The 12,641-nt window shown below is 60.1% G+C and carries 11 protein-coding genes; 3 read left to right on the plus strand and 8 right to left on the minus strand.

Annotated features, from left to right (window positions below; all coding sequences use genetic code 11):
- Window positions 1-94: 94 nt before the first annotated feature.
- Window positions 95-1,120, plus strand: a complete 1,026-nt coding sequence (locus AC1DM5_RS16240) for an ArsR/SmtB family transcription factor (protein WP_477823735.1) — start codon at window positions 95-97, stop codon at window positions 1,118-1,120.
- Complete coding sequence (gene metF / locus AC1DM5_RS16245) at window positions 1,121-2,023, plus strand: methylenetetrahydrofolate reductase [NAD(P)H] (protein ID WP_477823734.1); 903 nt, start codon at window positions 1,121-1,123, stop codon at window positions 2,021-2,023. It begins immediately after the preceding gene.
- A 428-nt stretch (window positions 2,024-2,451) separates the two neighbouring features.
- Here metF and AC1DM5_RS16250 read toward each other — a convergent pair whose 3' ends face one another.
- The 5 genes from AC1DM5_RS16250 to AC1DM5_RS16270 all read right to left on the minus strand — a co-directional run bounded on the left by AC1DM5_RS16250 (window position 2,452) and on the right by AC1DM5_RS16270 (window position 7,594).
- Window positions 2,452-3,345 carry a DMT family transporter gene (locus tag AC1DM5_RS16250; protein ID WP_477975263.1) on the minus strand — a complete coding sequence of 298 codons (894 nt, stop codon included), beginning with the start codon at window positions 3,343-3,345 and terminating at the stop codon, window positions 2,452-2,454.
- A 107-nt stretch (window positions 3,346-3,452) separates the two neighbouring features.
- Window positions 3,453-4,679, minus strand: a complete 1,227-nt coding sequence (locus tag AC1DM5_RS16255; protein ID WP_477823732.1) for a lytic murein transglycosylase — start codon at window positions 4,677-4,679, stop codon at window positions 3,453-3,455.
- 83 nt (window positions 4,680-4,762) lie between these two features.
- Window positions 4,763-5,560, minus strand: coding sequence for a glycoside hydrolase family 25 protein (locus tag AC1DM5_RS16260; RefSeq protein ID WP_477823731.1), 798 nt, complete (start codon window positions 5,558-5,560; stop codon window positions 4,763-4,765).
- 121 nt (window positions 5,561-5,681) lie between these two features.
- Entirely contained in the window at window positions 5,682-6,335 is a 654-nt protein-coding gene (locus tag AC1DM5_RS16265) for a class I SAM-dependent methyltransferase (protein WP_477823737.1), read from the minus strand.
- 14 nt (window positions 6,336-6,349) lie between these two features.
- On the minus strand, window positions 6,350-7,594 hold the full coding sequence (locus tag AC1DM5_RS16270; protein ID WP_025669489.1) for a BtaA family protein: 1,245 nt from the start codon (window positions 7,592-7,594) through the stop codon (window positions 6,350-6,352).
- Window positions 7,595-7,790: 196 nt separating this feature from the next.
- Between AC1DM5_RS16270 and AC1DM5_RS16275 the strand changes: the two genes are divergently transcribed.
- On the plus strand, window positions 7,791-9,182 hold the full coding sequence (locus tag AC1DM5_RS16275) for a serine hydrolase domain-containing protein (RefSeq protein WP_477823730.1): 1,392 nt from the start codon (window positions 7,791-7,793) through the stop codon (window positions 9,180-9,182).
- A 39-nt stretch (window positions 9,183-9,221) separates the two neighbouring features.
- Here the strand turns inward: AC1DM5_RS16275 and AC1DM5_RS16280 are convergent, their stop codons facing one another.
- The 3 genes from AC1DM5_RS16280 to AC1DM5_RS16290 all read right to left on the minus strand — a co-directional run bounded on the left by AC1DM5_RS16280 (window position 9,222) and on the right by AC1DM5_RS16290 (window position 12,210).
- Window positions 9,222-10,190 carry a transglycosylase SLT domain-containing protein gene (locus tag AC1DM5_RS16280; RefSeq protein ID WP_477975265.1) on the minus strand — a complete coding sequence of 323 codons (969 nt, stop codon included), beginning with the start codon at window positions 10,188-10,190 and terminating at the stop codon, window positions 9,222-9,224.
- Window positions 10,191-10,305: 115 nt separating this feature from the next.
- On the minus strand, window positions 10,306-10,941 hold the full coding sequence (locus AC1DM5_RS16285; protein ID WP_477823728.1) for a LysE family translocator: 636 nt from the start codon (window positions 10,939-10,941) through the stop codon (window positions 10,306-10,308).
- 57 nt (window positions 10,942-10,998) lie between these two features.
- Entirely contained in the window at window positions 10,999-12,210 is a 1,212-nt protein-coding gene (locus AC1DM5_RS16290) for a pyrophosphate--fructose-6-phosphate 1-phosphotransferase (RefSeq protein ID WP_477823727.1), read from the minus strand.
- Between the last annotated feature and the right edge of the window lie 431 nt (window positions 12,211-12,641).

Below are 12,641 nucleotides of genomic sequence, written 5' to 3' on the forward strand. Positions count from 1 at the left end.
ATCACCACAGGCAAGTTCGCAAATCGGTAAAATGCCGCTTGCTTCAGCTATCCAAATCACATAAAGATATCTTTATATCTTGATTGGGTAGAATATGAGCGAACCCTTAAGGCTTGGACTGGATGCGCTGGTGGACGTCTTGAAGGCGGCCGGCGAACCGACGCGCCTGCGGCTGCTGGCGCTACTGGCGGCGGGCGATCTCACCGTGACAGATCTTACGGAAATTCTTGGACAATCCCAGCCCCGTATCTCCCGGCACCTGAAGCTGCTTGGCGAGGCGGAATTGATAGACCGCTATCAGGAAGGCGCCTGGGCCTATTTCCGGCTGGCGCAGGAGGGCAAGGCCGCTGCCCTGGTACGGGCCTTGCTGAAGCATGTCTCCGAAAACGATCCTGTCGTCCAGCGTGACGGCGAGCGTCTGGCGTCCGTCAAGCGCCAGCGTGCCGAGCGGGCGCAGGCCTATTTCAGCCGCAACGCCGCCGAATGGGACGAGCTTCGCCGTCTGCACGCCGCTGACGAAGAGGTGGATGCGGCCGTCATCAAGCTGCTCGGAGCCAATCCGATCGATTCCCTGCTCGACCTCGGCACCGGCACCGGCCGCATGCTGGAGCTTCTCGCCGGCCGTTATCGCCGGGCGATCGGCGTCGATGCCAGCCGCGACATGCTGAGCGTGGCGCGCGCCAATCTCGACAAGTCCCGCATCACCACGGCTTCTGTACGCCACGCTGATATCCTGAACCTGCCTTTCGAGGGGCAGGATTTCGATCTGGTGACCATCCATCAGGTGCTGCATTTCTTCGATCAGCCTGACATCGCGATCACGGAAGCCGCGCGCATGCTGCGGCCGGGCGGACGCCTCGTCATTATCGATCTGGCGCCGCACAACCTCGAATATCTTCGCGACGAACATGCCCATGTGCGTCTCGGCTTTTCGCATCAGGCCATGTCGGACTGGGTGCGCAAGGCTGGGCTCGATATAGAGCAGGTCGTCGACCTTCATCCGGGTCAGCAGGGCGAGCAGGGCCTCACGGTCACGGTCTGGCTCGTACGCGACCCAAGGCGCCTGATGGCCTCGCTGGAGACCGAAGGCGCCGCACCTACATTTGCCGGGAGAGAATAAATGACCCAGAAAAACGACGCCCGCCGCCGCGATATCAGGATCTCCTTCGAGTTCTTCCCGCCGAAGTCCGAGGAGATGGAGGGCCAGCTCTGGAACACCGTCCGCGACCTGCAGGACTGGAACCCGGAATTCGTCTCGGTGACCTATGGCGCCGGCGGCACCACAAAGGCGCCGACGCTTTCCACGGTCACGCGCTTCCTGACCGATACGCCGCTTGCGACTGCGTCACACCTGACCTGCGTCAGCGCCACGAAGGAAGAGACGCATCAGGTGGTCGACAGCTTCCGCAAGGCAGGCGTCACGCATTTCGTGGCGCTGCGCGGTGATGCGCCTGGCGGCGTCGGTGCGCCCTACCAGCCGCATCCGGGCGGGTATGCCAATGCAGCCGAACTGGTGGCAGGCCTCAAGCAGATCGGCGATTTCGAAATCTCCGTCTCGGCCTATCCGGAAAAGCATCCGGAAAGCCGCGACCAGGCGGCCGACATCGAGATGCTGAAGCGCAAGGCCGACAATGGCGCCGACCGCGCCCTGACACAGTTCTTCTTCGACAATGACAATTTCGAGCGTTATCTCGAAAAGGTGCGTGCCGCCGGCGTCAAGATCCCTGTCGTGCCGGGCATCATGCCGATCCAGAACCTGACGCAGCTGAAGCGATTTGCCGGCGCCTGCGGCACGGTCATCCCTGATTTCCTCGACGAGCGTTTTGCCGGATATGACGACAAGCCGGAGGAGCGCGCCAAGGTTGCCGCCGATGTCGCAGCCGAGCAGATCGAGGATCTCGTCCGTCGCGGCCTCAACGAGTTCCATCTCTATACGATGAACCGTGCGCCGCTGGTTTCTGCCGTTCTCGCCAACCTCGGCCTTTCGCGACAGACGGCGAGAAGCGCCGGCGCTGCCGCCTGATCGGACAGATGCCGTTATCGGCATATAGGAAAAGCGCATGCCGGGCGGGGCATGCGCTTTTCAATATCTGGGGCTGATTGTTTCAGGAGTTCGGTATTCAGTCTTTACGCTTCGTATCGGCTCAAATGAAGAGCATGGATACGACGAATGCGAACGCTGCACTGACCAACAGGACATTCAAGGATTGCGTAAGTCCCATGTCTGCCTCCTCGCGTTAACCGGCTAATAATATGTCGGAAATGTGTTAGTTGGAAAGCGCTTCTTGTGCTGCACTGCCGAAGAGGGCAGTGGATAAGTCTACCAACTATCCTGCAAGCTACTGAAATATATTTAGAAAATTCAGCTCTCAAAATTTAACACTTCGTTACAAACCGATAGCGCCGATTCACGCTTTTGGCCAAAGAATGGCGCACTGCAGCATAGTCATTTCAGGTTACCGCGCCAAAGCGGGGGTAGATGCGGCCATCCAGTATGACAAGTCCTGCGCCGATCAGCGCCATGCCGGCAATCTCTGTCATTTCCAGTCGCTCACCCAGGAACAGGAAGCCGAGCAGGATCGCGCTCGGCGGCACGAGCAGCGTCACCAGAGAGGCGTTGGTCGCGCCTGCAGCGGCCAGGATACGGAAGTAGAGAATATAACCGAAGGCGGTGGACAGCAGGGCGATTGCCAGGATGGCGGCGACGGCGTTGGCCGAGGGGATGGCGAGTGCCCAGGGATGGTCCATAACGAGCGACAGCGGCAGGGCGATGAGCGAGGATGCCGTCATCTGGCCGGCAGCGATGACGGGCGGCGCCACGCCCTTGAAGCGCTTGCTGTAAGTGGCGGCAAAGCCGTAGGAGACCGCTGCGATTACGGGTAGGAGAAGTGCCCAGAGGGGCAGGTCGCTGCCATCAGTGATACTCGGGCCTATGAGGACGACCGTGCCGAGAAGGCCGGTAAGGCAGCCGATGATCTTGGCCGAGGAGAGCTTCTCGTCTGATGTCAGGTAATTGGCGATCAGCACCGTCCAGATCGGCGTCGTGGCATTGAGAATGGAGGCAAGGCCGGCGCCGATGCGCGTCTGGCCGAAGAAGATCAGCGCATGGGGCAGGGCGTTGTTGAGGATGCCGAGAATGAGGAATTCGCGCCACCGGCTCTTCAGCAGTGGATAGATGCCGAAGCGCCCGCCGATGTAGATATGCAGCGCGACGGCTGCGATGGAGAGGCGCAGGAAGACGAGAGTGAGTGGCGGCACCTCCACAACAGCAATGCGTGCGAAGAAGAAGGAGCCACCCCAGATCAGACCGAGCAGGGCAAGAAGCCCCCAGGTCAAAGCACTCATTTTCTGTTCCACGCCGATCCCTCCCATTTGCTGGCAGGTTTACCCGATCGGCGGATAGCCGCCACCCGATTCATGCAGCCGGGTGGCGAAAGAGCAAACGTGAAGTCTCAGAGGGCGTTCAGTAGGGCCGGTGTTGCCCAGCCGTCGGCCGGTATGCCGAGGCGGAGCTGTTCCTTCTGGATCGCCACACGGGTACCGGAGCCGAGGATGCCGTCGATCTCGCCGACGTCATGGCCGAGCGAATCGAGCTTCGTCTGCAACTGCTTCATCTGGTCGTTGGAAAGGCCCTGCTCGGGCGTGCCCTTCTGATAGGTTGGGGCACCGGAGAGGCGGGTCGCGAAATAGGCGGCAGAGGTCGTGTAGATGAACGACTTGTTCCATTCCAGATAGATCTTGAAATTGGGATAGGCGATGAAGGCCGGTCCAAGGCGACCCTGCGGCAGGACGAGATCGCCTTCGAGATTGGCGAAAGCGGTGTTGCCGTCGCGCGGCTTGACGCCGAGGTTGAACCATTCGCCTGCCGTCATCGTGCCGCCGAGGCCCGACTTTTCCCAGGGCAGATTATCTGGCACGGTGACTTCCTGCAGCCAGGGCTGGCCGCGCTCGAAGCCGAGATGCTGGATGAACTTGGCGGCCGTCAGGATCGCGTCCGGGCCGCTCTGCTTGAGGCGAACATGGCCGTCGCCGTCGCCATCCATGCCATAGGCGATGATATCGCGCGGCAGCATCTGAACCTGGCCGATTTCACCGGCCCAGGCGCCGGTGTTGGTCTGCGGGTCGAGGTCGCCATGCTGCACCATTTCGATGAGGGCGATCAGCTGTGGGCGGAAGAGTTCCGGGCGGCGGCAGTCATGGGAAAGCGTCACCAGCGCGTTGCGCGTGTTGAAATCGCCCTGTACGGCGCCGAAATCCGTTTCCATCGCCCAGAAGGCGGTGATGATGCCGGCGGGAACGCCGAATTCCTGCTCGGCGCGGGCGAAAACATCAGCATATTGCTTCATCTTCTGGCGGCCGATATCGAGGCGAGCCTGGCTGACGGTGCGCTGCGAGAACTCGAGGAAGGTCTGGCGGAAGACGCCCTGGGCGCGGTCGCGGCTCAGGACTTTGGGGTCGATCTCAGCGCCGGCCAAGGCCTGGTCTGCTGCTTCGGCGCTGGCGCCCGCTGCAATCGCCTCTTTCTTGACGCCCTGGAGGAAGGTGGAGAGATCGCCGCCGCAGGGTGCTGCCGGGGCCGAAGCTGCCGCATCCGGAGCCTGCAGGGCGGCAGCGCCTGTTGCTAGGACGCAGGCAAACAGAAGGGCAAGTGCAGAGCAGCTTTTGAGCGAGCGGTGCATGAAACGATCCTCGTAAAATGACATAGAATGCCGCCGATTTCACAGATGAATGTGACGGAAGCAAGAAAGATTAGGACACGTTACTAAGAATTTCTATCCTTGGAAACGTCAGCCACCCAGTTGTTCCAGTTTTTCGCGGAACCGGCGAAGACATTGATATCCGTTGGCCCCTGAATGCCGGGAATGACGCCCGTCGACGTATACTGCCAGAAGGCCCAGCGGCGGTCGGCGTAGGTCACGTCGGGGTGTTTGGCGGTCGAGCGGACCCAGAAATGATAGTCCTGGAAATAGCCGGCGAGATTCTCGCGGTGGAAATCGACAGAGGTGTAGATGATCGGCCGCTTGCCGTAATAGGCTTCTAGGCGATTCATGAAGCGCTGCATTTCAGAACGCACAGTGGCCGGGTCGGGGCGGAAGCGACAGGTCTTCGATTCTGCATTCCACTCGACATCCAGCACCGGCGGCAGACGCATGGATTCCTTCGGAACGTTGCGGATGAACCAGTCGGCCTGGTCGTCGGCGGAGGAGCAGAAATAATAGAAATGATAGGGCGCATGTGGAATGCCTGAGGCGGCTGCCTCGCGCCAATATTCGTCAAAGCGCGGATCGATCCTGTCCTTGCCTTCGGTCGCCTTGATGAAGGCGAAGGCAACGCCGGATTTGCGCACCGTCTGCCAGTCGATATCACCCTGCCATTTGGAAATGTCGATGCCGTGGACAGCGTTTTGCTGCGGACGCTTGGGTCCGAAATCCTGGGGATCAGTATCCTTGAAGCGCGCCTTCGGCTTTATGGAAGCGGTTTCGAGATAATCGTAACCCGTGGAGCTGCAACCGGCGAGCAGCAGGGCAAGCGGCAGGACGCAAAACAGAAGCCAACGCATAAACGTTCCGTCGTGATGATGGATCTGCCCCACAGCCTGACCTTCGAAAACACGCGCCCTGCAGAGGGAATAACCCCCCTTTTCTAATATCAACGTAAAAAAATGGTTATTTACAAGCGAATTATGAGCGCCTGCTGATAATCGCCGCCCGCCAGGCGTAGCCGCCGCCGATCGTCTCGAACGATAGTTGCGCGTTGTTTTCAGCGGCTTGCGCTTCCAAAACCTCGCGCAGATTGGCGCGGGGCGTGACATGAAATTTGGCGAGCCAGGCCTGCAGCAGGCTGCGGAACCAGGCGGGCAGGCCTTCCTGCTGGCCGAAATCGACGATGTGGAGCTGGCCGCCGGGATTGAGCGCGGCAATCGATGCATCCACCGCGCGTTCCCAATCCGGGATCATCGACAGTGCGTAGGAAATCAGAATGCGGTCGAAACCGGTGGTGCCGAATTCGCGCGGCGTGTAGGCCGTGGCATCCGCCACCCGGAAATCAGGGACCGTCGCCTTGGTGGCGAAGGTCTTGCGGGCGGAAATCAGCATTTCCTGGGAAATGTCGAGACCGTAGAGCTTGGCCGTCGGAAAGTGCTTGTGGGCGAAGGCCATGTTGCGGCCGGTGCCGCAGCCGACTTCGAGCAACGTGCCGCCCTTGGGAACGTCGAGATTGCGGATCGTGCGGTCGCGGCCGAGAAGATAATATTTGCGGGTCAGGTCGTAGAAATGGCGCTGGTAGCGGTACATGCCGTCCATCAGGTCGGCATGTTCCTCACTCTTGACGGTCATCTCGTCGACTTTGCTCACGCCTTCTTCCCGTAGATGTGGAAGCCGCCATAAATCGCCGAGCGGTCCTGGGTGGTCATCTCACGCGACTGCTCTTCGAAATAGTGCCACTGGTCGCGAATTTCAGGGGCGAGGCGGCCTTCGATGATGCTCTTTTCGGCGGCCGTGCGGAAGATCACGCGGGCGCCTTCGCGGGCGGTGCGGGTGATCTCACGCCAGACATCGTTGAGCTGCTGGTCGGTCATCCAGTCCTGTGCGTCGAGCAGGATGTAGCGGTCGCGCGAGGCGGCGGGCTCACCAGCCAGAAGCTCCGTGAAGCTTGCATGGTGGACGTTGACGCGATCGACATTGGCGCGGATCACTTCGTAGTGCTCCGGCTTCAGATAGGTCGGCAGCGGGCCTTCTTCGCCATCGGCATAGCGGCGTGCGAAAGCCTGCCAGGCGAAGTAGTTGTCGCGCATTGGGAAATGACAGGCGAGCTTTTCGAGACGGTGTTTCAGAACCGGCGCAATGGAATTGTCGGCGGCAAGGCTTGCCAGTTCGTCATATTGCTGCGGCGGAATGCCAAGACCGAAAAGCGAGCTCTTGCGGTTGGTGATCCAGCGAACGACGGGCTTTTCGAAGAGAGGAGCGATCTGATCGTCGAAGAACTGGCGCTGCTCGCGAATCGTGCGGGCCTTGGTCATTTCCTGCAGCTTCACGCCATGCAGGCGGGCGAGAAGATGAGCGGCACCGATGAAGCGGCCGAGCAGGCCGGTTTCATAAATGTTGCGGTCGAAGACCGTGACGCGCCGGCGGCCGAACTTGCGGGTGTTCCAGTAAGCGCGGGTCGTATCATCGAGATTGGACGACAGATAGCGGTCGAAAACCCGGCTGTTCGATTTCTCGTTCGGCATCGCCAGGAAGCGCACGAGATCCGAATGACCTGGCAGGTTCTTGAAAGCGGCAAGCTTCAACCTGTTCAGCGCAATGTGGTGCGGATTGAGGTCGACCACGTCGATCGAAGCCGGCGCCTTGGAAAGGTAGGCCAGCATGTTGCAGCCGCCCGAACCGATCGTGACGATGCGGTGATTGGGCTTCAGTTCCATCGCCTGCATGTCGAGATCCGGGTCTTCCCAGATCTGCGGGTAGACGAGGCCGGAAAAGAGAAGGCCGAAGAGACGCTCTGAGAAGCCGTCCTTGGAAAAAGCCTTGTGGCGGAGAAGCGCTGCCTTGAGTTTCCGGTTCTTGCGGAAGCCGGTATCCGGTGCAAATTCCGACATGAGTCTGTCACCTTTTTAGCGTTCAGGGCGTGTAACGCGCCTCTGCTACAGTTTGATGACGAGCCCTGTGGGCCAAGGCTTCGACGAAACCCGGCGAAGACTTCCGCGAAATTTGAAGTCGATTGAAACACTTCTTTTCGCTTCTCTCTTTTCGTGAGCCAAGTTTCCTGCTTCTCTCCGTTCCGTGGAGGATTGCATGCGAGTTGTTCCGCGTATCTTCAAGGGCTTGACCCTGCTCGTCATTCTCGTTGCCATAGGCGCAGCCGCGTGGCTCGCCATAAGCCCACCGGAGCTCCTGAAGGTGGGCAATGGCTATGCCGCCAAGATCGTCTGCTCCAATGTCTTTATTGCCGGCCGCGATCCCGATGCCGTGCTCCACGACGATGTCCAAGCGCCTGGAAACCCACTGCTCAGGCTGATGCGCGTCGAGATCGATCGTGACAGCGGGCGGGTGACTTCGCGTTTCATGGGCCTGTTTGCGCCGAGCTACGCGCTTTATCGCGGCGCCCTCGGCTGTACGAGTGTGCCTGATGGCAATTTCGATGCAGCTGCTAGGGCCGCGCCGCTGGTGCCGGCGCCGCGGGTGGGTGAAAATGATGCGGTCTGGCCGGACGGCGACGGCGCCGATCCGGCGACTGGCAATGCCAAGGTCGCGGCGCTTCTGGCCGATGCCAAGCTTGCTGGGCCTGCCATGCGGGCGATGGTCGTCGTGCAGGATGGCCGCATCATAGCCGAAAGCTACGGGCCGGGCTTCAACGCCGATACGCCGCTGGTCGGCTGGTCGATGACGAAGACCGTCAATGCGGCGCTGATCGGCAGGCTGATGCTGTCAGGCAAGATCTCCTTCGATGACACGCATCTCCTGCCGCAATGGGCAAATGATTCGCGCGGCGATATCAAGCTCTCCGATTTGCTCGGCATGGAAAGCGGGCTCGCTTTCAACGAGGATTATGGCGCCGTCGCCGATGTGACGCGCATGCTCTACCTCGACCCCGATATGGTTTCCCTGCCGGCCGGTGCGCCTCTGGTGGCTGCTCCAGGCACGGATTTCCGTTATTCAAGCGGTACGGCCGTGCTTCTGTCACGTATCTGGATGAACAAGGTCGGCGATCCGCGGGCGGCCTTCGATTATCCCCGCGATGCGCTGTTTTCTCCACTCGGCATGACGAGCGCAGTCTTCGAAGCCGATGAGCGCGGTACGTTTACCGGCAGTTCCTATCTCTATGCCACGGGGCATGACTGGGCACGCTTCGGCCAGTTCCTGCTCCAGGATGGTGTGTGGAACGGCCAGAGGCTTTTGCCGGAAGGCTTTGTTGCAATGATGCGCACGCCGACGGCAAGCTCGGGCGGTAAATATACGCAAGGCCAGGCTTGGCTTGCGGGGCCGGGGGGCGGCACGAGCGCGGAATTCGGCCTGCCGCAGGATACGTTCTGGATGCAGGGCCATGACGGCCAGACGGTGGCAATCATTCCTTCGGCCAATCTCGTCTTCGTCCGCTTGGGGTTGACGCCGAGCTGGCTGGACTACAGGCCGCAGATCGTGCTGAAGGAAATTCTCAATACGCTTCAGTCGGCGAAAGCCGGCTGAGGCCCGTCACTGATGGTGTTTTGTATCAGTAATGGACTATCAGTAATTGCCTTGGGCGATGTCGGTCATGCCCTTGCGCTTGGCGTCATAATAGTAACCGCGGGCATAGAGACGAACGGCGTCGTCTTCCTTCTTGTCGGCTACCTGCCAGGCGCCCTGCAAGTACTTGCCTGCATATTTGATATTGGTTTCGGCGTCGAAGAGGCCGGCGGGATTGCCGCCGTAACCCATCGACTTTGCGGTGTTGTACTTGATCTGCATGAGACCGAAGTAGCCGCGCTTGTTGTAGGCCTTGGAATTGTAGCGGCTCTCGCGATGAACGACGCGGTGGAGCAGCGATTCCGGAATTTCGTAAAGCTTCGAATATTTGCTGATGAGTTTGCTAACGAAGCTCTTTTCGACGGTCGGCGCATCGTCGCTGTCGTCATCGCTGAACATCGGCGGGGCGGCCGGCGGATCGATCGGACCGGACTCGTCGAAGCCGTAGTCCATGGCGAAGCGCGGCGTGGTATCGACGGCGGCAAGCGCTGCGAGCGCGCCGTTCTGCGGTGTCGTGGCGGCAAAGGCAAGCTGCGTGGAGGGGCTTGCGGGCGAGCCCGGACGCGGCGTCGGAACGACGGACTGGATTGCCGTCATTTCGGGCGTGAGCGGAATGGGAGCATAGCCGTTGACGGCAACCTGTTGGACACCGCCCTGCATGGCGAAATCGCCAGCCTGCTGCTGTACGGGGGAGACGACATTCGGCATGGCGGCTGCGGTGAGAACAGGTGCGGCGGTTGCTGCCTGGGGATTGAGAGTGGCGACGGCCGGGCCGTTTGCGCCTTCAGCGGTCGGGATAGCAGCCAGCGTTGCATCTTCACCCGGCTTCGGCATGGGAATCACGGTCTGTGCGGCGGTCAGTTCCGCCTGAGAGGTATATTCGACGCTCGCGCATCCGGAAATGACACCGCAGAGCATGGTAGAGACCACAAGACTGCGTTTCAGGCCGGAAAATCCGATCGCTACCATTATCTCACTTTCGTGAATCCCGCCGCCCCGGCAGCGTCTTAAAAGTTACTAAATACCTTAAGCCCGGGGAAAGCCATTAACCTATTCGTGGCTTTCCAGCAACCACGGAATATTACTAGGCTGCAATACGGCGATACCCGGCGGTTACAGCGCCGGCAGCGATGAGGAGAGTGCCACCGGTGCGGTTGACCGCGCGCTGCACGCTGGCCTTACGAATCAGGCCTCGGGCGGCATGCGCGGCCATGGCGTAGCAGGAGGCATTGATGGTGGCGAGGACGAGGAAGGTCGCTTCCATGATCAGCATCTGATCGAAGAAGGGAAGGGCGGGGTTGAGGAACTGCGGAACGAAGGCGACGAAGAAGACGATGCTCTTCGGGTTCAGCGCCGTCACCACATAGGCGTGCAGGAAGATCCGCAGCGACTTTTCTTCCGGCAGGTTATCGTTGTCAGCGATGTGTTCGCCGACGATAGGCGCCCGCCAGAGCTTGATTCCCAGCCATATCAGGTAGGCGCCGCCGATCCACTTCAGCACGGTGAACAGTGTCGCGGATGCGGCGAGCAATGCGCCCAGTCCGAAAAGCGACGCCGTCATGGCCGTGAAATCGCCGAGCGCCACGCCCGAAACGGTCGCCAGCGCCGTTTTCCGGCCATGACCCAGCGCATAGGAAACGACGAGAAGAATGGTCGGTCCCGGTATGGCGAGCATGATGGCGGATGCGGCTGCAAAAGCGAGCCAAGCTTCAAGCGACATGGAATCTCCTCCTATTCCTAGAGAACAAGCAAAGACACCATATTAGCCATCCGTCAATCATGCCGCTCTGTATTTTTGCCCGATCTGGCTCATTACTTCACCAAACCATGCGGTTGAAAGATCAAATGGCTTGCCACCCTTGATGCGCGGAAATTCTATTGTGCGCAACTTGCCGTTCTGCGCTTCATCATGGCCGGTTACACCCGAAATCTTGTTGAGAGCGCTTTCGACGGCGAGGTCGACCATGCTCTGGATCAGGCGCAGATCTTCGCCATTTGCCGGTGCGGAGCGGGCAAAATAACCGGATTTCTGGACGAGCGAGCGCTCGGCATCGAGCAGACTTGCGAACTGCTTCTGGAACCAGGCGCCGACATTGATCGTGTCGATCTTCACATGTCCGAAGGCATCACGCTTGACCGTCTCGCCGGCGGCCTCGCGTTCGGCTACGATGGCATCGAGGCAGGCGCCCTCCGATACGAAGACCGTGGCATGGCCGGTGCGGTCCATGATCTCCTTCAGGCGCGCGGCCTCGGCATCGAGGTCGAAGGCCATTTCCGGCAGATAGACGGCGTCGATGCTCTTCATATGCGCGTTCATCATCAGGCCGTCGACATATTCATTGCCTTTGGTGCGCTGGAGATAGGCACGGGCGGTAGCGGCCGTCAGCCAGCCGCAGTGGCGGCCCATGACCTCGTGAATGACGAGCGTGCGCGGGGCGGCGGTCTGTTCGTTGCTGACATTGTCGAAGAAGTGGGCGCCGACTTCGGCAGCCGTCCAGGCGCCGAGCGACTGGCGGATCGGCACGACGTCGTTGTCGACGGTTTTCGGCAGGCCGACGACCGTGAGGTCATAACCGTTTGCCGCAAGATAGGCGGCCAGATCCGCGGCTGTCGTATTCGTGTCGTCGCCGCCGATCGTGTGCAAGATGGTGACGCCGTCATTGGCAAGGCGTTCTGCGGCGACCCGCAACGGATTTTCGCCTTCCTTGACGAGGCCACGCTTCACGCAGTCGGCGGCATTGGTGAGCTTCACGCGGCTGTTGCCGATCGGCGAGCCGCCATAACGGTGCAGGAGCGGCGCCTTCTCGCGCATTTCCTTGTTGATCGCGACGCTGTCGCCGAGCAGCACGCCCTGATAACCGGACTTGTAGGCGATGAGCTCGATATCGGGTGCAACGTCGCTATAGCGCTCGATCAGGCCGCCGACGGCGGATGACAGGCAGGGCGCGAGGCCTCCGGCGGTCAGCATTGCGACTTTCTGTTTGGCCATAATCCCTCCTTTGGCGCCCGATGCGCGACTACGTGCAGCTTAAAGCGTGTCACGATCCTTCAGATCCGTCTGCCACGCGTTAAGTCTTTGTTTTCCGCATGTCGTGACCGCAAAACCGCTGCACAGTTTTGCGCGACCTGCTTCAGGTAACGCATGGATGCGGCAGGGAAAGTGGCCTGTAAAGTAAAGAATTTACGAAAACGCGCCTTTCTGCAGACCGGGTGCCGGAAGCGGCGATATAATCGGTTCAATGCCAGTCCACCTATCCATAAGTGTTGTGGAAATCGCCGGCCACTGTGCGGATAATGCAGAAAATGGTGGACACGGCGGATGGTCGCAGCATCAGCGACAATTACCGAATTGTGAAAACTGTTTTCAAACCTACGACCAATAGCCGCCTTGCAATGGAGACGATTATTTGGTCAAGGTGT

The sequence above is a fragment of the Rhizobium sp. 01T437 genome, from assembly GCF_056398505.1.